This window comes from uncultured Thalassospira sp. (genome assembly GCF_963976115.1).
GTDB lineage: Bacteria > Pseudomonadota > Alphaproteobacteria > Rhodospirillales > Thalassospiraceae > Thalassospira.
Genome location: NZ_CAXBJJ010000005.1, coordinates 77,914 through 100,757 on the forward strand (window position 1 = coordinate 77,914; position 22,844 = coordinate 100,757).

The 22,844-nt window shown below is 54.6% G+C and carries 24 protein-coding genes; 2 read left to right on the plus strand and 22 right to left on the minus strand.

Annotated elements, in window-relative coordinates; translation table 11 throughout:
• Positions 1-131: 131 nt before the first annotated feature.
• The 17 genes from AAC086_RS07255 to pspA all read right to left on the minus strand — a co-directional run bounded on the left by AAC086_RS07255 (position 132) and on the right by pspA (position 15,956).
• Positions 132-914 carry a succinate dehydrogenase iron-sulfur subunit gene (locus tag AAC086_RS07255; protein ID WP_339777068.1) on the minus strand — a complete coding sequence of 261 codons (783 nt, stop codon included), beginning with the start codon at positions 912-914 and terminating at the stop codon, positions 132-134.
• 25 nt (positions 915-939) lie between these two features.
• On the minus strand, positions 940-2,736 hold the full coding sequence (sdhA, locus tag AAC086_RS07260; protein WP_339777070.1) for a succinate dehydrogenase flavoprotein subunit: 1,797 nt from the start codon (positions 2,734-2,736) through the stop codon (positions 940-942).
• Positions 2,737-2,739: 3 nt separating this feature from the next.
• Entirely contained in the window at positions 2,740-3,123 is a 384-nt protein-coding gene (sdhD, locus tag AAC086_RS07265; RefSeq protein ID WP_339777072.1) for a succinate dehydrogenase, hydrophobic membrane anchor protein, read from the minus strand.
• Positions 3,124-3,149: 26 nt separating this feature from the next.
• The gene (gene sdhC, locus AAC086_RS07270; protein ID WP_339777074.1) at positions 3,150-3,530 is read right to left on the minus strand and encodes a succinate dehydrogenase, cytochrome b556 subunit; all 381 of its coding nucleotides are present in this window, start codon (positions 3,528-3,530) and stop codon (positions 3,150-3,152) included.
• A 253-nt stretch (positions 3,531-3,783) separates the two neighbouring features.
• Positions 3,784-4,839 (minus strand): MaoC family dehydratase, encoded by a 1,056-nt coding sequence (locus tag AAC086_RS07275; protein WP_339777638.1) that lies wholly within the window; start codon positions 4,837-4,839, stop codon positions 3,784-3,786.
• Positions 4,840-4,935: 96 nt separating this feature from the next.
• Complete coding sequence (locus AAC086_RS07280; RefSeq protein WP_339777076.1) at positions 4,936-5,826, minus strand: CoA ester lyase; 891 nt, start codon at positions 5,824-5,826, stop codon at positions 4,936-4,938.
• A gap of 250 nt (positions 5,827-6,076) precedes the next feature.
• Complete coding sequence (locus AAC086_RS07285; protein WP_339777078.1) at positions 6,077-6,991, minus strand: HlyD family secretion protein; 915 nt, start codon at positions 6,989-6,991, stop codon at positions 6,077-6,079.
• A 7-nt stretch (positions 6,992-6,998) separates the two neighbouring features.
• Positions 6,999-7,202, minus strand: a complete 204-nt coding sequence (locus AAC086_RS07290) for a DUF1656 domain-containing protein (protein WP_339777080.1) — start codon at positions 7,200-7,202, stop codon at positions 6,999-7,001.
• Positions 7,199-9,418 carry an FUSC family protein gene (locus tag AAC086_RS07295; protein ID WP_339777082.1) on the minus strand — a complete coding sequence of 740 codons (2,220 nt, stop codon included), beginning with the start codon at positions 9,416-9,418 and terminating at the stop codon, positions 7,199-7,201. Before AAC086_RS07295 ends, AAC086_RS07290 begins: the two co-directional genes overlap by 4 nt.
• Before the next feature lie 9 nt (positions 9,419-9,427).
• Positions 9,428-9,904 carry a MarR family transcriptional regulator gene (locus tag AAC086_RS07300; RefSeq protein WP_339777085.1) on the minus strand — a complete coding sequence of 159 codons (477 nt, stop codon included), beginning with the start codon at positions 9,902-9,904 and terminating at the stop codon, positions 9,428-9,430.
• Positions 9,905-10,125: 221 nt separating this feature from the next.
• Positions 10,126-11,250 carry a serine hydrolase domain-containing protein gene (locus AAC086_RS07305; RefSeq protein WP_339777087.1) on the minus strand — a complete coding sequence of 375 codons (1,125 nt, stop codon included), beginning with the start codon at positions 11,248-11,250 and terminating at the stop codon, positions 10,126-10,128.
• 169 nt (positions 11,251-11,419) lie between these two features.
• Positions 11,420-11,806 (minus strand): hypothetical protein, encoded by a 387-nt coding sequence (locus AAC086_RS07310; protein WP_339777089.1) that lies wholly within the window; start codon positions 11,804-11,806, stop codon positions 11,420-11,422.
• A 76-nt stretch (positions 11,807-11,882) separates the two neighbouring features.
• Complete coding sequence (locus AAC086_RS07315; RefSeq protein ID WP_339777091.1) at positions 11,883-12,437, minus strand: EndoU domain-containing protein; 555 nt, start codon at positions 12,435-12,437, stop codon at positions 11,883-11,885.
• Positions 12,438-12,557: 120 nt separating this feature from the next.
• Positions 12,558-13,934, minus strand: a complete 1,377-nt coding sequence (locus AAC086_RS07320) for an AAA family ATPase (RefSeq protein WP_339777094.1) — start codon at positions 13,932-13,934, stop codon at positions 12,558-12,560.
• A 386-nt stretch (positions 13,935-14,320) separates the two neighbouring features.
• Positions 14,321-14,959, minus strand: a complete 639-nt coding sequence (locus AAC086_RS07325; protein ID WP_339777096.1) for a hypothetical protein — start codon at positions 14,957-14,959, stop codon at positions 14,321-14,323.
• Positions 14,956-15,204 carry an envelope stress response membrane protein PspB gene (gene pspB / locus AAC086_RS07330; RefSeq protein WP_339777097.1) on the minus strand — a complete coding sequence of 83 codons (249 nt, stop codon included), beginning with the start codon at positions 15,202-15,204 and terminating at the stop codon, positions 14,956-14,958. Before pspB ends, AAC086_RS07325 begins: the two co-directional genes overlap by 4 nt.
• Before the next feature lie 86 nt (positions 15,205-15,290).
• Complete coding sequence (pspA, locus tag AAC086_RS07335; RefSeq protein ID WP_339777099.1) at positions 15,291-15,956, minus strand: phage shock protein PspA; 666 nt, start codon at positions 15,954-15,956, stop codon at positions 15,291-15,293.
• A gap of 165 nt (positions 15,957-16,121) precedes the next feature.
• Between pspA and pspF the strand changes: the two genes are divergently transcribed.
• Positions 16,122-17,147: a phage shock protein operon transcriptional activator gene (gene pspF, locus AAC086_RS07340; RefSeq protein ID WP_339777101.1), complete on the plus strand. Its 1,026-nt coding sequence runs from the start codon at positions 16,122-16,124 to the stop codon at positions 17,145-17,147.
• 8 nt (positions 17,148-17,155) lie between these two features.
• Positions 17,156-17,620, plus strand: coding sequence for a hypothetical protein (locus tag AAC086_RS07345; protein WP_339777102.1), 465 nt, complete (start codon positions 17,156-17,158; stop codon positions 17,618-17,620).
• Positions 17,621-17,730: 110 nt separating this feature from the next.
• Here AAC086_RS07345 and AAC086_RS07350 read toward each other — a convergent pair whose 3' ends face one another.
• The 5 genes from AAC086_RS07350 to AAC086_RS07370 all read right to left on the minus strand — a co-directional run bounded on the left by AAC086_RS07350 (position 17,731) and on the right by AAC086_RS07370 (position 22,648).
• Entirely contained in the window at positions 17,731-18,864 is a 1,134-nt protein-coding gene (locus AAC086_RS07350) for an acyl-CoA dehydrogenase (protein ID WP_339777639.1), read from the minus strand.
• Between the two features lie 70 nt (positions 18,865-18,934).
• Positions 18,935-19,558 carry a carbonic anhydrase gene (locus tag AAC086_RS07355; RefSeq protein ID WP_339777104.1) on the minus strand — a complete coding sequence of 208 codons (624 nt, stop codon included), beginning with the start codon at positions 19,556-19,558 and terminating at the stop codon, positions 18,935-18,937.
• A gap of 114 nt (positions 19,559-19,672) precedes the next feature.
• Positions 19,673-20,860 carry an acetyl-CoA C-acyltransferase gene (locus AAC086_RS07360; RefSeq protein ID WP_339777106.1) on the minus strand — a complete coding sequence of 396 codons (1,188 nt, stop codon included), beginning with the start codon at positions 20,858-20,860 and terminating at the stop codon, positions 19,673-19,675.
• A 51-nt stretch (positions 20,861-20,911) separates the two neighbouring features.
• Positions 20,912-22,084 carry an isovaleryl-CoA dehydrogenase gene (locus AAC086_RS07365; protein ID WP_339777108.1) on the minus strand — a complete coding sequence of 391 codons (1,173 nt, stop codon included), beginning with the start codon at positions 22,082-22,084 and terminating at the stop codon, positions 20,912-20,914.
• Positions 22,085-22,183: 99 nt separating this feature from the next.
• On the minus strand, positions 22,184-22,648 hold the full coding sequence (locus tag AAC086_RS07370; protein WP_339777110.1) for a PaaI family thioesterase: 465 nt from the start codon (positions 22,646-22,648) through the stop codon (positions 22,184-22,186).
• Between the last annotated feature and the right edge of the window lie 196 nt (positions 22,649-22,844).

The window sequence follows — 22,844 nt, forward strand, 5'->3', positions numbered from 1 at the left end:
TGTATCGCCAAAGATCAGGGCTTTGCAGAAGTTTTCATGCTGATTGGCAGATCAAACAAAAGCCGCCGGAAATTTTCCGGCGGCTTTTTTGTAACGCAAGATAACTTGCGTGCTATCTGGTTCTGCCGGGCTTACGCGCCGCGTTCCGCAATCATTTTTTTGATTTCGGTAATCGCCAGGGCCGGGTTCAGGCCTTTGGGGCAGGAGTTGGTGCAGTTCATGATCGTGTGGCAACGATACAGGCGGAACGGGTCTTCAAGCATATCAAGACGTTCGCCGGTATATTCATCGCGCGAGTCAGCAAGCCAGCGATAGGCCTGCAACAGAACGGCCGGGCCAAGGTAACGGTCCGAGTTCCACCAGTAAGACGGGCACGCGGTCGAACACGAGAAGCACAAAATGCATTCCCACAGGCCGTCAAGTTTGTGACGTTCATCGTGGGACTGCAACCGTTCGCCATCTGGCGGCGGCGGGCTATCGGCCTTCAGCCACGGCTCGATCGAAGCAAGCTGGGCATAAGGCTGGGACAGATCGGGCACCAGATCCTTGACGACCGGCATATGGGGCAACGGATAGATTTTGACATCGCCGTCAATATCGCCAATCGGCTTAAGACATGCCAGCGTGTTGCGGCCATCGATATTCATCGCACATGAACCGCAAATACCTTCACGGCAGGAACGACGGAATGTCAGGGTCGCATCGACTTCGTTCTTGATCTTGATCAGGGCGTCGAGAACCATCGGGCCGCAGGCGTCAAGGTCAAGTTCATAGGTATCGGTACGCGGGTTATCGCCGGAATCAGGATCATAACGATAGATCTTGAATTTCCGGGTATTCTTCGCATTCGCCGGTGCAGAAAACGATTTACCGTCCTGCACGACCGAATTGGCGGGAAGCTTGAATTCAGCCATCTCTCAAATCCTCTCTGTCCGCGCCTTAATACACGCGTTCCTTCGGCTCGATATACTCAACTTCGTCGGTAAGGGTGAAGCTGTTAACCGGCCGATAGGTGAGATCAACGCCATAGTTGTTGTCCCAGGCAACCTTGGCAATCGTGTGCTTCATCCAGACGGCGTCGTCGCGCTTGGGATAATCTTCGTGCGCGTGCGCCCCGCGGGATTCGTGGCGCGCCTCGGCGGAATTCATGGTTGAGGCGGCACAAACCATCAGGTTTTCCAGTTCCATGGTTTCCACCAGATCCGAGTTCCAGATCAAGGAACGGTCCGAAACAGAAACATCCGACAGGGTTGTTGCTGTTTTGGAGAGTTTTTCAACCCCTTCACCCAGGATTTCGGCGGTCCGGAACACGCCGCAATTGCCCTGCATGACGCGCTGCATTTCGAGGCGGATTTCCGCCGTCGGACGGGCACCCTTGGCCCAGCGCAGACGGTCAAAGCGATCAAAGGCTTTCTGGCCATCGCTGGCTTTCAGTTCCTTGAAGGATGATTTCGGATCAACAAGCTCGGCGGCATGCAAGCCACACGCGCGGCCAAACACCACCAGATCCAGCAGCGAGTTGGTGCCCAGGCGGTTCGCGCCATGAACAGAAACGCACGCAGCTTCGCCCGCAGCCATCAGGCCCGGCACAACACGGTTAGGGTCATCCGCCGTGGGGTTAAGGACTTCGCCCTTATAGTTGGTCGGAATGCCGCCCATGTTGTAATGAACCGTCGGCAGAACCGGGATCGGTTCTTTGGTCGCATCAACACCGGCAAAAATCTTGGCGGTTTCGGTAATACCCGGCAGGCGTTCCCACAGAACTTCCGATCCCAGATGCTCAAGATGCAAATGAATATATTCGCCATGTTCGCCAACACCACGACCATCACGAATTTCCTGGGCCATCCCGCGCGACACAACGTCCCGCGATGCCAGGTCTTTCACGGTCGGGGCATAACGTTCCATGAAACGTTCGCCTTCGGAGTTGGTGAGATACCCGCCTTCGCCGCGTGCGCCTTCGGTGATCAGGCAGCCCGACCCATAAATGCCGGTCGGGTGGAACTGAACAAATTCCATGTCCTGAAGGCCAAGACCCGCACGGGCCACCATACCATGGCCGTCACCGGTGCAGGTATGGGCCGAGGTGCAGCTAAAGAAGGCCCGGCCATAACCGCCCGATGCCAGAATGGTCATCTTGGCGTTAAAGCGATGCATGATGCCGGTATCAAGATCCCATGCCACCAGACCGCGGCAGGTGCCGTCATCATCCATGATCAAATCAATGGCGATATATTCAACAAAGAACTCGGCTTTGTGTTTCAGGCATTGCTGATACAGGGTGTGCAACATGGCGTGACCGGTACGGTCAGCCGCGGCACAGGCACGTTCAACCGGGGCCTTGCCGTGGTCACGGGTGTGCCCGCCAAACGGGCGCTGGTAAATCTTGCCTTCGGCGGTGCGCGAAAACGGCATGCCGTAATGTTCAAGTTCATGAACAGCCGGCACCGCATTGCGGCACATATATTCGATGGCATCCTGGTCGCCCAGCCAGTCCGACCCCTTGACGGTGTCGTACATGTGCCACTGCCAATGGTCTTCCGACATATTGCCCAGCGACGCACCGATACCCCCCTGGGCGGCAACAGTGTGTGAGCGGGTCGGGAAAACCTTGGTGATACAGGCAGTTTTCAAACCGGCTTCGACTGTGCCCAATGTGGCGCGCAAACCGGCACCCCCGGCACCCATAACGACAACATCGTAGTTATGGTCGATAATTTTGTAGGATTCTGTCATTGCTCAGGCTCCGGCAAAAACGATTCGCAGCACCGAAATAATCGCAGCAACGGTCATGAAAACCGTTAACCCGCGGATCAGCACCATCGAAACGATTTCTGCTTTACGGTTATGCACATAGTCTTCGATCACAACTTGCAGGCCGAGAACAAAATGCCAGGCAACGGAAATGATCAAAAGGACCATCATGGTTGCATGGAAATAGCCGCTCAGCCAGGCGTGCACCGCATCAAATGATGCCGTGTGGCCCGCGAGGATCGAATAGATAAACCACAGTCCCAGCGGCAGGTTCGCCGCAGCGGTGACGCGTTGCGTCCACCAGTGCGAAGAGCCGCTTTTGGCGGAACCGAGACCGCGTACACGGCCCAGATCGGATTGCATCTTCATAACAACCTTGTCCCCATTTGCCTGGATCAAACCAGACCGATAATCCAGGTGATGATGGTCAGCACGGCTGCCGCGCCAAGAACGATCGGGTTGGTTTTAGCAGCCCCTTCATTCGACAGGCAGCGACCGGTATCCCAGACGAGGTGCCGGAGACCGTTGCAGGCGTGATAGTAAAACGCCACTGTCCAGCCGAACAGCAGCAGCAGACCAAACCACGAGGTGAAAAATGCCTGATAGCCTTCGAACGTATCCCGACCGGCGCCAGCGGCGATCAGCCACGACGTCAGGAATACGAAACCAATGGCAAGGCCAATGCCCATGATGCGGAACGAAATGGACATTTTGGCCGTCAGCGGGAGCCTGTACACCTGAAGGTGGGGAGACATCGGCCGATTGGCTTTGCTCATAACGGAATTGCCTCTTCTCAAATTGCTGGCGGGAAAGCACGGATTATTTACCCACGCAGAGGGGGCAAGTCAATCTCAACGCCCTTGAAAACCATAGAAATCTGCGAATTAACGCCATCCCTACCGTTGATTTAGACTTGTTTCATATAGTTGAAAGCAAGGCAATATCCCCCTTAGTCGGAGATATTTGGAGATATTAAGGTCCGCCCCCGCCAAAACAGGTGCGACGGCGAATTGATGTTCTTTGTACGATCTAACAGCGTTTCGGGATCAAAATTGTATGATCGAAATCGAGCAGCACGGCGGAGTCATATTTTCCATCAGCCCCCCGCAACGGAAAGCCCGACGCGCCCTGGTTGCGCACTGCAACAAGCCTTACGCGCAAAGCGCCCACATCGTCACGGTCGGCAAGGCTGATTTTATCGATAATTTCCGACCAGGCAAACACTGTATCACCGGCAAAAGCCGGATTGGCATGGCTGCCACCATTGATCGCCACAATTTTAAACCCGTTGCCCAGCCCGTTAAACGACAATGCCCGGGCCAGCGACATAATATGCCCACCATAGACTAAACGCTTGCCAAACCGGCCCTGATTGGCCGCAACCTGGTCAAAATGAACTTTGGCGGTGTTTTGATATAAGCGGGTGGCGATCTGGTGTTCGGCTTCCTCGATGGTCATGCCATCAACATGGTCAATCTTTTCGCCAATGGCGTAATCTTCCCAAAAGTGCGGCGATCCGGCCAGTTCACAATCATAATCGGCCAGATCAAGCCCGACCGGCACCCGAAAATGAGTGGCATCCACCGTGGCGGCAAGGTCGGGCACAATGGTCTCAGGAGCAGGGGCATCAACGTTATTTTTATGCACCATGACCCAGCGGTTATAATCCACCACCATTTCACCATGCTGGTTACGCCCGACCGAATTAACGTAAACAACCCCGGTTTTGCCGTTTGAATTTTCCTTTAGCCCGATCACGCGCGACACCGCGCTGATCGTATCACCGGCATAAACCGGCGCCCCAAACACGCCGCCCGCATAGCCCAGATTGGCCACCGCATTTAACGACACATCGGGCACCGTTTTGCCAAAGACCATGTGAAACACCAGCAAATCGTCAACCGGCGCATTGCCAAACCCGATGCCCATGGCAAATTCCGCCGAGGACTGAACAGCGAAACGCGGGCCATATAACCCGGTATACAGCGCCACATCGCCCGCCGTAATGGTGCGCGGGGTGGCATGGCGCAACACCTGCCCCAGACGGAAATCCTCGAAATAATTGCCGGGATTATTTTTGGACATCATCACGGAAAATTCCTTGTTCCCTGTGCGACTGGCCCCGATAAGGGCCAACCGGACATCGAAATGCACCGCACACTATGCAGGCACAAAAATGGATCACTCCGGTGTGGTTGTGGTTTCCATTGCCGCAATCTGATCAGCAAGGCCGACCAGACGCTGCGCGCTCACCACATGCAGATTTTCAATCAGCTTGCCATCTACCAGCACAACCCCCTGCCCCCTGGCACTGGCTTCCTGATGGGCCGCAATAATTTTGCGCGCCCAGGCAATGTCGGCGTCGCTCGGCGCAAAGGTTGTGTTGGCGGTCTCAATGGTTTTGGGATGGATCAGTGTTTTACCATCAAATCCCAGTTCACGTCCCTGCACGCACGATGCCCTAAAACCTTCGTCGTCAGACAGATCAAGATAAACACCGTCCAGAATGGCCAGATCATAAGCCCTTGCAGCGAGCATACACAAACCAAGACTGGTGATCATGGGCAAGCGGTCCCGCGTGTGGGCACAGTTCAAATCCTTGGCCAAATCCGACGTTCCCATGACAAACCCGCCCAAAAGCGGATGCGCCCCGGCAATATCGCGGGCATTTAACATCGCTAACGGCGTTTCCATCATGCACCAGATGCGCATGTTTTCATGTGCCCCTTCGGCCTGCATGATGGCTGCAACCTGACGAATGGTTTCCGGGCTTTCGACCTTGGGCAGCAAAATGGCATCGGCCTTGCTGCGCGCCGTGGCAACGATATCGTCATATCCCCACGGGGTGTTTAACCCGTTCACCCGCACCTGAATTTCACGCGGGCCAAACCCGCCTGCATCAAGGGCTGCCATAATCTGGTCACGGGCCAGTTTTTTCGAGTCGGGAGAAACAGCATCTTCCATATCGAGGATCAGCCCATCCGCCAAAAGGCTCCGCCCTTTTTCCAGCGCCCGGCCATTTGAACCGGGCATATATAAAACGGATCGACGCGGGCGCGATAACGCAGCCATCTGAAAGCCCCTTTTTGTAACTTTAGTATAATTTAACCCAATTAAACTTTCTTAAAATTACCAAACTTTGCTGCATCGCGGCAAGTTGTATTTTGTCCTCCTCAACAGGTTTCATGCTTTCTTGCGGTTATCACGTATGCCGAACGGCTATTGCCCCTTAAGAACATTGCTCCGCTTTCACCCAAACATCAGGTTCGCGAAGGTCAGAACATAAAAACAGCCCCAAACCAATATGGCGGGGCCGTTTTTTTTAATTTTCTGCAACATGATCCGGAACAGATTTTCTGGCGATATTACCATCTTCAATCACCCGCACCGTGGCACTGCGCCCGGCGACCAGCCTGACATCGGCGGGGACATTATCCAGCGCCACGCGCACCGGAACGCGTTGGGCCAGCCGGACCCAACTGAAGGTGGGTTTTACATTGGCAAGGCTGCCGGTGGCACCGGTGCGTTCGCTATCCTGAATACCCGCAGAAATGCTGGCGACATGACCATAGATTGGCTGTTTTTCGCCCATAAGCTGCACTTCAACCCGGTCGCCAATGGCAATGCGGGGTAATTTGGTTTCTTCAAAATACCCGGCCACATAATAGGAATGGGCATCGATCAGGGCGGCAATGGCGCTGCCTGCGGCAACATAATTGCCCGGCCGCAGGGAAAAGTTGGTCAATGTGCCATCAACAGGGGCATAGACCCTGGTACGTTCCAGGTTCAGTTCAGACAAATCAACGTCAGCCCTGGCCAGTTCAACAGCGGCCTTTGCCGTGGCCAGGGTCGTGCGGACCTGTTCCTTTTTCTGGCGCGAAACGGCATCGCTGCTGAGATTGCGATAACGTTGAACTTCGCGTTCAGCCTGTTGCTTGCTGGCAACGGCACTGTCAAGGCGAGCCTGTTCCTGAGAAAGCGCCACCTTGAAACGGGCGGTATCGATTTCAAACAGTAAATCGCCGGTCTTGACCTGCTGGTTATCACCAACATGCACCTTGCTGACCAACCCCGACACATCAGGCGCAATTGCCACCACATCCGCACTGATACGGCCATCGCGCGTCCAGGGATCGTTCATGTAGTAATCCCACAATTGCATCCCGGCCACCACTGCCGCCGCAACCAGAACCCCGGACAGAACAAACCGCCCGATCCATGAAAACCATTTTTTCATAAATCACCTATCTTACAAAAACCGCCGTGATCCCGGCTAGCAGCAATACAAACAGCGCCAGATCGATCAGGGCCGGATGAAATGTGGCGCGGTAAAAACCAACCCGCACCAAAACCTTGCGCAGCACAATCAGGCTGCCCCATGCGGCAATGGCGCACACCAGAAAGCCTGGCAAAAAAACGCCATATAAATCCACCATCGCGCCCATCATGCCCGTCCCGCCAAACCTGCAGGTGCCAGATCATTTGCGCACAACAAACACGATGCAATCTGCTCAAAACGAGGGCTGAAATCCGGTTCACCGTCACGGGCCAGAACCCGGCGCATCGCCACAAGCGACACCACCAGCCTGCGTTTAAAAACAGGGTCCATTTCCGTCGATTTCGCGCCAATCTGCATATCGCGCGAGGCAACAAGCCCGATCAGACGATCCGCCCCGCCCGAAATGTCATGCATATCCGCTAAGGTGGACCGCGCTGTTGCCAGCATCAGAATCTCGTCTAGCAAGGTTAAAAGTTCGCCATCAGGCGGACGATCAAAATCGCGGGTCCGCAAATCAAAATGGGTGGCCATAACAGCCAGAAACCGATCCATACGGTCGCCAATTTGCCCATCCAGTCCTTTGCGCACCCGGCGCAAGTCGACAAGATTGGCCGCAATCGAAACTTCCGGCATCGCCCGCATCAGGCGGGTACGATGGTCGGGGGCCTGGGCCAGTTTAGGCAGAATCAGGCCCTGGCGGTCCAGAAGGCGGCGCAACACCGTCATGCGCGGGGCAACATGGTCAAACCGGGCCAGATTGGCAAGGTCGCGCCAATTGGCCTGTAACAGGCGACGAATGCTATGATCGGGCGTCATCGACCGCATCATCGCGGTGACCACTACGGCCACGACAAAACCCGAAATCATAGCCACGGCACCGTCCAGAGAACTGGCAAAATTGCCGCTATAACGGGTGGAAATGTTAAGCAACATCACCGTATTGACAATCATCGGCAGGGCAAAGATAAAGGTTTTGGGCGACGGGATCAGCAAACCGATCAGCAGCAGGTAAGGCGCGAAAACCACCACCAGCAACGGAAAACCGTCAATTGCCGGCAACACCGCGTAGCCATAAAACAGCGTCACCGCCACAGAAAACAGCGTATAGGTGATAAAGCCTTTCTGAGCCGGAACCGGGTCATCAAGAAACGATAAAATACTGGTGCCCACCGCCGCCATCATGGCCGCAGACGCACCGTTCGGCCAACCGGTTTCAACCCAGATCAGGCACACAACCAGTGTGGCAATACTCGCCGTCAGGCCAGACCGGACCGCCAGGCCATAATCCACATGCAACGCGGGTTTGTCGCCGCGATCGCGCCAGCGATCAACAACACTGTGTGGAACCCGCCCTTCGCGGATTCCGGCCCACAATAACTGGCAATCATCATAAAACCCGATCATCCGGTGCAGGCGCACGCACAGATTAATCACCAGAAGGTCATGCCAGTTGCGGTTGACCTCGTATTGATGGGCCAGTTCGGAAATATCGCTGTGCAACTGATTAATGCGGGTACGATCAAACGGATCGGCATCGCCATCCTGTATCCAGCCCTCGATATTTTGCAAAAGAACGGCAACATTTTCGGGCACACCAGGGCCAGTTGCAGCCAGGGCTGTGATCCGGTCATGCAAACTGTAAAGCGAAGGCAACAGGGCCGCCATGGCATTTTGCAGGGCCTGTAACGGTCGCGTCATGCCATTTAACAATGACCGTTCATACCCGACATGCACCGCAAGGCCATGTATTTCGCCAATATCGGCGATCAATTTGATGCGGTCACCATGCAGTTTTTCTTCGTCATGGTTGCCTGCAAAACTTAATGCTGCCAATGCGCGCACATCGTGCAAGGCACGATCAATGCGCGCCGCCAGAACCGGGCCCAAATGGCGCGGGAACACCACATGGCTAACGACAGTGGCACAAATGATCCCAAGGCTGATTTCCTGCACACGGGCAACAGCGACATCAAAAACGATGCCCGGGTCGGTGACACAGGGAAAGCCGATAATAGCAGCGGTATAACCTGCCAGCATAAACAGGTAACTGCGCGGGGTGCGGTCCAGCCGTGACAAATACAGGCATAAACCGACCCAACCGGCCATCGCCAGCGACAGCAAAACCGGCGCATCTACAAGGTTGGGCACCAGCGCCACGGCAAAAACCGCCCCGATCATGGTGCCAACCACACGGTAAACCGCCTTGGAGGCCAAGACACCGGTCAGAGGATTGGCGATAATATAAACCGTCGCCATCGCCCAAACCGGGCGGTCGAGATCAAACGCCAGCGCAATGAATAAGGCAAGCATCCCGGCAACAAAGGTTTTGGCCGAAAACAGCCAGTCATCAAAGCCGGGGCGGGACGCGAGAATATTTTTTAACATCACATCCCTCTAACTTTTGGTCTGTTCCAGGTCTTTGTCTTCGCAACAGGTCAATCTGGCCAAAAGTTGCTTTAAAACCTTCAGGGTGATTTCAAGTTCACCATCATCAATATCGGTCGTTATACTGTCACGGACCCGGGCCAGAATATGTTCAATCTCGATGGCTTTGGCCGCCCCTTGCGGCGTTAACGACACCATTTTTGCCCGCCGGTCAGACGGGTCTGCCACACGGCGCACCATGGCGTCGGCCTCAAGTGCATCAATCACGCGCACCAGCGACGGGCCCTCAACACCGATTTCCTCGGCGATAGCGCCCTGGCGCACGGTTCCACCGCGCCGGTGCAACACAATTAACGGCAAAGCACTGGTTTGTGACAAGCCATGCGCGTGCAGCGCGCGATCAATCTCGCGGCGCCATTTGCGCGCTGTGTTGATCAGGGCACTGCCAATGGTCAAATGGGGTGAAAAGGGGTCAAAATCTTTCATACAAAAATGGTAGCATTGAATTAGTTTGAATCCTATCTATTTTAATTCCAATCAGACATACCACCAGCGCATGGCAGCCTGCATGCTATATTTTCCGGCTTTTCGCCCGAAACAGCACGCAGAAAAATGCCGCTTTGTTCCCAAAGGCGTGCAAATACAGATCAGGATTTGGGGAAAACCGGACCGCATTCCCGACGCGATCCGGTCTTGTTCTGGCCGCGTTACTGAAGCGGGTTGCCAAAAATGGCGGGCAGGATTTGCTGGGTAAAGGGCGGCCCATCGTTTAGCGGGCGCCCATTGGTTAAAAATACAATTGCCGTCTGTTGCCTGGGAAACCATGAGATTTCGGCACTATAGCCAAAATAATTGCCATCATGTCCCCAAACCGGGCCCCAGTCGCTTTCCCCAACCATCACGCCATAGCCATATGAGCCGTTACCGGCAAACATGGTATCGGTTGTCATACGCTTGATCGCATTGGGACCCAGCAAGCTGCCATCGACAAACAACCCGCGCAGGAATGCCAGCATATCGCGCGCGGTTGAAACAACACCGCCATCGGCCAAATGATCGCCAACATCAAAACCGGTGACATCTTCAAGGTTGCCATCGCCATCGCCGTCGTCATATCCGCGCGCCAGTTCCCGATCCCTTGGGAAACTGCCAAAACTGGTGGCATCCATTTCAAGGGGGGCGAAAATACGTTTTTGAAAAATATCCTCGATGGCGGCCTGTTCGACCTGCTCGATGATATAGCCCAGCAAGATGTAATTGCTGTTCGAATTGCCATATTCACTGCCGGGTGAAAAGACGGCATCCCGATCCGCCATCAGCGGCAGCAACTCGGCATTGCGCCAGCCATGTTGCGGTTCCCGCCCGACCAGTTCAAAAAAGAAATCGCCATCCAGATAATCGGGGATACCGGAACTGTTATGCAAAAGATCAACCAGGGTCGCCTGTTTGGCATTGACAATGGATTGGGCATATTCGGGCGGCAACCAGCGCGCAGGATGATCTGACAATTTCAGACGCTGTTCGGATGCCAGTTGCAAAATGACGACCGCAGTCATCATTTTGGTCAAGGACCCGATATAAAACCGTTCTGTACCGCGCATTTTGCGGGTTGGGGCGACATTGGACAGCCCGGCAGCCGCAAAACGGCTGGTGCCGTCCTGATAGGCAATGCCAACAACGCCACCAGGCAAACCGGCCTGCGTGACATAACCTTGTAAAAAGGTTTGCAACGGGTCTGACGTTTTCTGGTTTTGGGCAAAGGCTGCATTGCCACCGACAGCAAAGGCAATAGTCACCGTCACCATTGCCAGGATATGGGCTTTTGCGCCCAATCTTATCCCCAATCGTGCCCCTGCCCGTGTCATCCTGCGCCACCACCAACGATCCTGCACCGTTTCTGTCCCCCGACTGAAATTACAGCCCTTGCACTATGGACAGCATTTGCTCGCAATCAAATTAAAAACTCAAGCGCGATCATTTGGAATGGCTATAATATTGCGATTACTGGTTGTTTTGGGCATCCCCGATAGTGGCAATACGACATTCAAGGGCTGCGAGAAGATCCTTTGTCGCCACGGTTAAAGCCCCCTCGCCGGTTCCATCAACCACCGGATCAATGACCGATGTTTCAGCCCCGACAGACAGTGCATAGGCATTGATCACGATTTCGGCATCCGGCATATCTTCAACGGCTTTCCGGTCCCCTCCGGCCTGTGCGGCGCGGGTTTGCTGATCGATAATACAGTCGCGAACATAATTGGCTTTGTGCGCAGAATGCTGAATATCAAGCACCAGAAAGGCCGCAATACGGTTATGCCCTGCATCGTCGGCCGTGCGACCGGGCCAGTCTGGCACCTCAGACCGAGACGCCCCCACAGTCTTCGTCATCGCGCCCTCCTTTCAAGAAAACCAACAAGACAAACCTTATTGCCTTGTTAATCCAAACCGATCAAAGCGGCCCGCCTTACGGCCTGGTATTGATCGGAAAGGCCGTGTTGATGTGTTTGCCCGAAACCGCCATTGCCACAGAAAACCGCAAGGATGCATCCTTGCCAACGCAGTATTTCCCGCCATCATCGGATGGAAGGGGATCAGGCCGGTTATACCCGCATTTTGTCCATCCGGGTGCCCCCGCCGGGCAGGACGCTTCAAGATGATCTGCCGCATAGATAATCGATTCCGCGATCTGGGCCTGACTGCAATCATCGGGAAACAGGGTTGAGAATTTGGACCGATTGGACGGCGTGGCAGCACCTGGAAGGGCGGAATTCCAGACAATTGTGGCTTCATAAATGCCATTGGCATTTTCTGATCCCGGCGTCACCGTGACGACAGAAATGGTGGCCGGGTTTAGCCCGCCCGGGCGGGAATGAAAACCAACGAAGCGTTTTTTGCCATTTACTTCGCCGCAAAAAACATGCTCCAGATTGATCGAATAAGCGCCGCTGCCATGCCCCTGCCCCGGACATGCAACCTGAGCCTGGGCTTTTTGCCCCGCACCAACCAACAGCATTGTCATTACTATGGCAGCACCGCTCAACAATCGGCCTGCGCGTGCTCTGATAAACATATGACGCCCCGTCAGGTGTTAAGAATACGTTCCGGTCAATGACCGGCCCCATTCAACAGCGCTTGCACCTTAAAGCTGTGAAAATTCCAGCCCGATGCGCAAGGCCAGCACGCTGGCCGGTTCAAACCGCATCGGCTCCCCGCCCAGTTTACCCCCATGCCATTGCGCCTTGGTCAGAACAAACGCGCCAAGGGGCAAATCGTGGCTGATTTTAAAGTTCACCAGCGCCCGAACTTCCTTGGGTTTGCGAATGGCATCATCGCGCCACAGGCAATGATAGGCAAATAACGGCGTACCGCTGCGCCGGTCCAAAAACACAAAGGGCACTTCGTAATGGCCCCAACGGGCATAAAACAGACTTTCCATGCCGGTACTTGACGCCAGAAACTGGGTCTGGATCGCCGTTTCCACCAGTCGGCTTATCGTATCTTCGCCCTCGGCGCGCCCGCCAATCAGCCCGGTTCGCAAACCAGGATGGATCAGATGCACCTTGAAGGCAACGGCGCGCTGAAACGGTTTGGCATCCTGGTCAATCCGCTCCAACCGTCGCACCAGCCACGCACTTTCCAGATATTCCAGATAGCGGCGCAGGGTATTTTTCGCCAGATCAAGCTCGCGCGCCAGCGTTTCAATCGAAAACTCGGCCCCGGTATTATAGGCCAGCAATACAAACAGGCGATGCAGGTCCGACGGGCTGGAAATGCCGTGCAATCCGGGCAAGTCAGAATGAAGGGAGCGGTGAATCGCCCCGGCCTCGCCATTACTGTCATGAAAACCGCCTTCATTGATGTAATTTTCAAACAGGCGGTTCAGCTCTATCAAGCCATCGGGCACATCCGTTGTAAAACGTCCGGCATTTGGTGATTCTGGCAGGACGTCGGTTGGCTTAATGCCTTGCTGGCCCAAATATTCGGCGAAACTAAAGGGGGGCAAAAATAATGTGGTTAAATGGGCACGGTTTTCGGCATTGGGGGCCAGCGCACTGACTGCGACCACGCGCAGCATCGGATCGGCTTTTAACAGCTTTTCCAGTTGGGTTTCCCAATCACGTTGATAGGAAACTTCATCGATAAACAGCCATAACGGGTGATCGGCCGAAATGCCGCGCGAGGCGCGCAAAAGGCGCGGCAAACGGGACATATCAAGTTCCAGAAACAACGGATATTCGAGCGAGACATAACAAACATGGCGGCGCGGAGTATCGCCATCCAGCAATTGGGAAATCGCCTGGCGCAACATCACGGTTTTGCCCACACCGCGCGGCCCGGTCAGCACAACAGCCTTGCGACCGTCGCCGCGTTCAATAGCATTCCAAAAGCGTTTGAAAAATGCCCGTTCCGGCAGATTATGTACCACATCATCGGTGATGCCATCCCACCACGGATTATCCGCCATCAAACGACGCAGAAAATCCGGTTCGCCGGGATGTTCAATAAAAGTCGCCATAAACCGCCCCCACAGTTTGCCGATGACAGCTATCGCACCAACAAAATAACGCCAGCAACAACACCCAAATTAAGATTAGTCATAAACCTTATTCGAATATTTTTTAACAAATACTTGCCACACGCCGCTTTTTTTACCCGTCACGCAAAAAAAAGCGGATCACCCGCCGAGATTGGCAAGCGATCCGCTGGACCGTTCTGCAATGTGCTAAGCACGAGGGAGCGCAGGTCTTGGGGAAGACGCGAGGGAGATAAACCCGACAATGCGAGCACCACCTGCATCACGGTCCTTTTACATCGGCCAGGCGGGCGGGGGAGGCAAGCCAGCCGATGCAAACCGGGAAAATTGACAATCAGAGACCGCAGCCAAGCTTTTTATTTGTCAGTTTAAGGCTTCGGGTTCGGGTTAGGATCAGCATTCTGTGCGTCATCTGGTTCGGATGCCTTTTTTCCGTCATCCGCTTTGCGCATCCGCTCCAGCTCGGAGGATAAATTATAGTCACCCGAGGCAACATAACCCTCCATATTACCCGTGCGGCGTTCAAGATCATCAAACTTGGCGCGCAATTCATCCATCCAGGGTTCTTCGTAATCGACCCCGAAGGTCGGATGCTCAACGTTTTCAAACGTCGCCTCACGGGCTGATGCCGCAGCCCCCCGTGCCGACGACGCAGCCCCGCCAGAGGACCCGCGAGCACGACGCCCGAAAAAACCGAACCATTCCGGGTGATGGACATAGGACCACGCGGCGATAAACAGAAACACACCAACCGGGAAACTGAAAATCAGCGTCAAGATCCAGGCAATCATTACACCTTTGCGCGGAATGCCGAACTTCTCGGAAATACCGGCAATCGTGCGTTTGAACGGCCCGGAGTGATGCGGGCCATGACGATGACCACAGCCACCCCGGCCTTGGTTCTGGCCACGATTTTGCCCCCGGCGAGAGCCACATCCACCCCCGTCGCGGTGATTGTGACGCCTGTTATAGTATCGTGCACCGGCAGCAGCTTGCTCGGCAGTCATATCCTGTTCCTCCATTCGGCAACCTCTGCATCCAGAAGACTTTCCAGTGTCGCAACCCGACCCTCAAGGCGCTCCGCCTGCAATTTCAGACGGGCCATTGCTTCCTTGTGTTGCTGAATTTCCACCGGGGGAACGCTCTGATGGTCGGCTTTCATACGTTTCCAAACGGTAATGTAATGAAAAACCACCCAGATTGGCCCGACAATGGAAATAAACACAATCAATGGAACGGCAAAAACCCACATAAGCGCCCTTTAACTGATCAGGGTTCGATCATGCCATGATTGGTCATGATCGCCGACTGCGAACACCAAAGTACCCGCACACTGAATTAGCTGTCTTTATTGACCCGTTCTTTCAAGGCCTTAAGATCATCTTCGATCCCAAGTTCGGATTCCAGATCGCCAAACTGTTCATCAAGCGACTTGGCGCGGCCCAGATCAAAGGAATCTGCGCTGGCTTCAAGTTCGTCAATCTTGCGTTCCATCGCTTCATAGCGCAGCAAGGCTTCATCAATCTGGCCATTATGCAGTTTTTCGCGCATTTTGACCCGTTTTTCTGCTGTTTTCATCCGAATTTCCACTGCACGCTGCTTGCCCTTGGCTTCGTTCAGCTTGTTGTGCAACTTGTTCAGATCTTCGTCAAACTTGGCCAGTGTTTCTTCAATCACTTCAAGCTCACGTTCCAGCACAGCCGACTGCTCTGCCAGACGACGACGCGCCATAAGCGCGCCTTTGGCCAGATCATCGCGGCCCTTGGAAACCGCAAATTCGGCTTTTTCTTCCCATTCATTCTGGCCGTCATGCAGCTTTTTAAGCTTGCGTTCGACTTCCTTTTTATCAGCAATCGCCTTAACAGCACTTGATCGCACTTCGACCAGGGTGTCTTCCATTTCCTGAATCATCAGGCGCACCATCTTTTCCGGGTCTTCAGCCCGGTCCAGCAGTGAATTGATATTGGCATTAACGATATCGGACAAACGCGAGAACACGCCCATTGCTCGATCTCCTGTTGGGGGATGTAAACTCTTCTGCCTTTTATATTGCAGGTGGCGTGCCAGTTTTAAGTTTCCTTAAAAATCAATACTTTAATCAACAGCATCCAATTGAAACTAAAATTTATCGCGACATTATTAGCGTTTTTCGATAACGTTTTTCGCGATATGGACAACAGATCACAACCGATATTGGGCGAAGACCCCCGTTTTTTGGCCGCCCTGGAGCATGTTTCGCGCCTGGCGCCGATTAATCGCCCCTGCCTTGTGATTGGCGAACGCGGGTCGGGCAAGGAACTGATTGCGGCCCGCCTGCATTATCTTTCCGCGCGCTGGGGCGGGCCGCTGGTCAAGGTCAATTGCGCAGCACTGAGCGAAACCCTGCTTGATACCGAACTGTTCGGCCACGAAGCCGGGGCCTTTACCGGGGCGACCAAACGCCACACCGGCCGGTTTGAACGCGCCGATGGCGGCAGCATCATTTTAGATGAAATAGCCACCGCCAGCCCGGTGGTGCAGGAAAAATTACTGCGCGTGGTCGAATATGGCGAAATTGAACGGGTTGGCGGCAGCGAAGTCATTGACGTGGACGTGCGCGTGATTGGCGTCACCAACGAAAACCTCAAACATCTGGCCGCGCAGGGCAAATTCCGCGCCGACCTGCTTGATCGACTGGCATTTGACGTAATTGCCGTGCCGCCATTGCGCGAACGCCCGGACGATATTTTGCCAATGGCCGAACAATTTGCCCTGGAAATGACCAAACGTTTATCGCGACAAGTTTTTTCCGGTTTTAGCAAACATGCCATACAGCAATTGCAAAATTACGACTGGCCGGGAAATGTGCGCGAATTGCGCAACGCAGTTGAACGCAGTCTTTATATGGCCGACGATGGCGACAAACCGGTTTCGCATATCGTGCTGGACCCGTTTGCCGGGATCTGGAGCGAGACGGATGCATCCCCGTCCGCTACCTCCACAATGCCAACAGTCAATGCCGCCCTGCCCCGGCCCGCCGATGCCGATACGGAAATCGATTTCAAAACCGCGACCCGCGATTATGAAATATCGCTGTTAAATACTGCCATGGGCCGGGCACGCAACAACCAGACCGAAGCCGCCGAGATGCTGAAACTGAATTATCATCAGTTGCGGCGCTTGCTGGAAAAATACAACCTGTTGCCCAGCAGATAGGCACCAACATGTATCAACCCCGCACACCTGGTTATTCAAAACACGACGCCGTTCAACGCTGGCATTTGCCAGACCGGGTATTTTTCGCCTGCGGGGCCTGCCACATCCTGGCTTATGCTTTTATGGAGCGATATGACGCGCAAAACACCCAGCATTATGCGCCGTTATGGCTCAAACCCGCCAGCGGATTTACCGGCAACCACATCGTGATTGCTGGCACAGACTGGATATTTGATTACCACGGCTATCGTTGCCGCACTTCTTACATGAACCACACATTCAAACGCGCACAACAACGCTGGCCCGGCTGGCAGGCCGAGATAATTACGCTGACACCCGATATTCTGGTTTCCGAAGAAAAATCACGCCAAATAGCGGGCCTATGGCTCCGCGAGCCGGGGCAATTCCTGCATGATGCCTTGCCCCGTGCGCGAAAATTTCTCGACCATTTTGCGCCGCCGCCACCTCGATAAAGCATATTTCCTTTAATATACTTTAGCAAACATACGATGCACAACATGCAAAATAGTAACCTGAAAATTGCCCTGCCCGATGCTGCCCCAATCGGCGGTTTGGCAAAAGCTTAATCCGCCAACGACCGGGCAATCACCATGCGCTGAATATCGGATGTGCCTTCATAAATCTGGCAGACACGAACATCACGGTAAATGCGTTCAACCGGGAAGTCCTTAAGGTAGCCATACCCACCGTGGATCTGGATGGCTTTGGAGCAAACCTCTTCAGCCATTTCGGAGGCAAACAGTTTTGCCATGCAGGCTTCGGTCAGGCAGGGTTTGCCATCGTCACGCAAGTGCGCGGCGCGATGGACCAACAGGCGGGCGGCGTCGATTTTGGTCGCCATATCGGCCAGGCGAAAGGCAACGGCCTGATGTTCGATAATCTTTTTGCCAAATGTTTCGCGTTCATTGGCATAATCGCGCGCGGCATCAAAGGCAGCACGCGCCATGCCCACCGATTGCGCGGCAATGCCAATGCGCCCGCCTTCAAGATTGGCAAGGGCAATTTTATAGCCCTGCCCTTCGGCACCCAGCATGTTTTCGGCGGGCACCCGGCATTCAACAAAAGTGATCTGGCAGGTATCCGATGCGTTTTGGCCGAGTTTTTCCTCGGTTCGCGACACGACATAGCCGGGCGTATCGGTTGGCACGATGAAGGCGGAAATACCGCGTTTTCCCAGCGACGGATCGGTCACGGCAAACACAATGGCGATATCACCTTCACGGCCCGAGGTGATGAATTGTTTGGCCCCGTCAATCACCCAATGATCGCTATCGCGCACGGCGCGGGTTGTAAGGGCGCTGGCATCGGAACCGGCCTGTGGTTCGGTCAGGCAGAACACACCAATTTTTTCGCCCAGCGCCATGGGCACCAGAAATTCCTGTTTCTGGGCCTCGGTGCCGAATTTTAAAATCGGCATACACCCAACCGAATTATGCACCGACATGATGGTGGAGGTAGCGCCATCACCCGCCGCGATTTCTTCAAGAGCCAGCGCATAGGACACATGGTCCATGCCCGCCCCGCCATATTGTTCCGGAACCAGCATGCCCAAAAAGCCAAGCTCGCCCAGCCCGTTAATCGCTTCGGCGGGGAAAATATGGTGCACGTCCCATTTTGCCGCGTGGGGTTTTAATTCGTTTTCGGCAAATTCACGCGCGGTATCGCGCACCATTTCCTGATGGTCTTCCAGCCGCATCATGTGCCAGCCTCCTTTTTATAACGCAGTCAAAGGAAACATACCGGCACAAACGACGTTCGGCCCGATATTATCCGTCGACCTTTTCAAACCTGTCATTTTCTTCGACATAGCGCCACAGGGCACCTTCTTTCATGTCGAACCACCAGCCATGGATCTGCAAATACCCGGACTCAACCCCCGCCTTAACAAACGGAAAAGTTAACAGATTGGTCAGGGAATTGCGCACCGACTGGCGCGAAACGGCGTCCACGTCCGGGCCATGGGCGGAACTGCATGTTGCAATTTCCATCCACGGGCCGATAAATTCACGATCCGGGGCCGTAACACCGCCAATCGCCCCTTGCACCAGCGCCTGAATACCGCCGCAACCCGAATGACCCAAAATAACAACGTCACGAACCTTCAGGTCGCGCACACCATATTCCAATGCAGCCGACGTACCATGATACTGGTCATCGGGCTGATAGGGCGGCACAAGATTGGCGACGTTTCGAACAATAAACATATCGCCCGGTTCGGCATTCATCAAAATGGCCGGATCAGCACGGGAATCGGAACAGGCGATCAGCAGCACTTCGGGTTCCTGCCCGGATTCCACCAGATGGGCTACCCGTTCGGGCCGCTGATCATAATAGGCCGCCTTAAAACTGCGAAAGCCCGCCTTCATCCTGTCAATCGTACGCATCGTCATCAGGTGCATTCCCCTGTTTTGTCGCAATTTGATTGCCTCAAAATAGGGGTAAAATGCCAAGCTGGGTAGTCCCTGAATGCAATTTCAGACGCAGAACGCCTGCCCCTACCCGAATTACAGCAATTCCACCGCCATTGCTGTGGCTTCGCCGCCGCCAATACACAGGGATGCGACACCCTTTTTCCCGCCATGGGTTTTAAGGGCATGGATCAATGTCACCAGCAATCGTGCGCCTGTCGCCCCGATCGGATGCCCAAGGGCACAGGCCCCGCCATTAACATTAACCCGGGCCGGGTCCAACTTAAGATCATGAATGGCGGCCATGGCCACCACGGCAAAGGCTTCGTTGATTTCCCATAAATCAACGCTATCCTTGTCCCAGCCGGTTTTTGCCAGAAGCTTTTCAATCGAACCGATGGGGGCCGTGGTAAACCAGCACGGTTCCTGTGCATGGGTGGCATGGCCGACAATTTTGGCAATTGGCTTCAGGCCGCGGTTTCGGGCTTCGGACTGGCGCATCAGCACCAGGGCCGCCCCGCCATCGGAAATAGATGATGAATTGGCCGCTGTGACGGTGCCATCCTTGCGAAAGGCCGGGCGCAGGCCGGGTATTTTCTCGGGCCGGGCTTTGGGCGGCTGTTCATCGGCGCTTACCGTGACCTCGCCCTTGCGAGACGTGATGGTAAGCGGGGTAATTTCGGCATCAAAATTGCCACTTGATGCAGCAGTATTAGCCCGTTTCAGGGATTCAATGGCGTAGGCATCCTGATCTTCGCGGGTAAAGCCGTATTTTGTAGCGGTATCCTCGGCAAAGGTGCCCATCAGGCGGCCCTTGTCATAGGCATCTTCCAGACCATCAAGAAACATGTGGTCCTTGACCTCGCCATGCCCCAGACGCAAACCTTCGCGTAGCTTGGGCAGTAAATAAGGTGCGTTGGTCATGCTTTCCATGCCACCGGCCACCACCACATCGGCACTGCCTGCCAAAATAAGGTCATTCCCGAACATGGCTGCTTTCATGGCTGAGCCACACATTTTATTAACCGTGGTGGCCCCGGCAGACCACGGAATGCCGGCATGCCATGCCGCCTGACGGGCCGGTGCCTGCCCCTGACCCGCAGGAAGCACATTTCCCATGATGACTTCTTCAACATCATCGGCGGACACGCCTGCGCGTTCCAGTGCGGCCTTAATCGCAGCACCGCCCAGTTCGGATGCGGTTAACGGGGCCAGATCACCCTGAAATCCACCCATCGGGGTGCGGGCACAGGAAACAATTACAACCGGATCATTCTTCATCAAAAATCCCCTTCATTCGGGAGAACAAAATGCATATCGGAAAAAGGCGGGCGCTTACGCCGTTTCGCCAAACAATTCACGGCCAATCAACATGCGGCGGATTTCGCTGGTCCCCGCGCCAATTTCGTACAATTTGGCATCGCGCAGCAACCGACCGGTGGGATATTCATTGATATAGCCATTCCCACCCAGTGCCTGGATCGCTTCCAATGCCATCCATGTGGCTTTTTCAGCGGCATATAAAATCACCCCGGCGGCATCCTTGCGCGATGTTTCGCCGCGATCACAGGCCTTGGCAACTTCATACACATAGGCACGGCACGCATTCATGGTGGTGTACATGTCGGCCATTTTGCCCTGCATCAGCTGAAATTCGCCAATCGCCTGACCAAACTGTTTACGTTCATGAATATAAGGCACCACCACATCCATACAGGCCCGCATAATGCCGGTTGGCCCGGCGGCCAGAACGGCACGTTCGTAGTCAAGGCCGCTCATCAGCACGCGCACACCGCCATGCAGGTTGCCCAGCACGTTTTCCTCGGGCACTTCGCAATCCTGAAACACCAGTTCGCAGGTGTTGGACCCGCGCATCCCAAGTTTATCGAGCTTTTGTGCGGTTGAAAAACCTTTAAAACCTTTTTCAATGATAAAGGCGGTAATGCCTTTTGGCCCGGCACTAGCATCGGTTTTGGCATAAACCACCAGGGTGTTGGCATCGGGGCCATTGGTGATCCACATTTTATTGCCATTAAGGATGTAACGATCCCCCTTTTTCTCGGCCCGCAATTTCATCGATACCACGTCAGACCCGGCCCCGGGTTCACTCATGGCCAGCGCCCCAACATGTTCGCCACTAATCAGTTTGGGCAGATAACGGGCTTTTTGCTCCGCCGTGCCATTGCGGCGCAACTGGTTGACGCACAAATTGGAATGCGCCCCGTAGGATAGCGCAACCGAGGCCGAGGCCCGGCTGATTTCTTCCATCGCCACCACATGTTCAAGATAGCCAAGGCCGGTGCCGCCATCTTCCTCGGGCACGGTCATGCCCAACAGGCCCAAATCGCCGAATTTGCGCCACAAATCGTTGGGGAATTCGTTTTTCGCATCAATCTCGGCGGCGCGCGGGGCAATTTCGGCCTCGGCAAAGGAAGAAACGCTGTCGCGGATCGCCTCGGCGGTTTCGCCAAGATCAAATCTTAAACCGGGGAAATCAACAAATGCCATCGGATATTTCCTGCCCTTGATCGCGTGTTATAAACAAAATCCGGTGCCGACATTGCGACACCCTGTCTTAAAAAGCGAAAGCCGTTAAGCGGTGTGCCATTACGCAGCCCCTGCCAGCAATTCGGGCGGCAGACGCATGACCTTCAGGGTTTGCAAGGCGGTTGTGCACAAAACATCGCGCTCCCCATCATGGCCGAATACATCAATGCGGGTCACGATAATGGACCGCCCACGCGAAATGACCTCGCCCACGGCGCGTAATTGCGCACCCAGCCCCGGTGCAACAATGTTCAGTTTGTATTCCACCGTCAGCATCCCCTGATCGGCGGCAACCAGGCTCCATCCGGCAAAGCCACCGGCAATATCGGCCAATCCGGCAATCGCCCCGCCGTGAAAATATCCATTATGCTGCACCAGATCGGCGCGCGCCGGCATCACCATTTCAACCCGGCCCGGGCTTACCTTTTCCACCCGCGCACCCAGCGCCAGATTGTAAGGTTGCTGGGCAAAACGGCGGCGAACTTCGGCATCATAGTCGGGATTTTGTGGTTCAAATACGGTCATAGCTGGCCTGCCTACCCTAAAACTTTGAAAACTGTTTCCTTCTTGTAGTTTACGTTTACGTTAACGTCAAATTAAATCGGCAAGAGACTACCGAATTAATGTTTTGCCCGGCAAAGAAACTTGGCAAGCTCATCAAAAAGGCGACACCCGTTAAACGAATGCCGCCCTGAAACCCGATCCCGCCGCAGACAGCGGC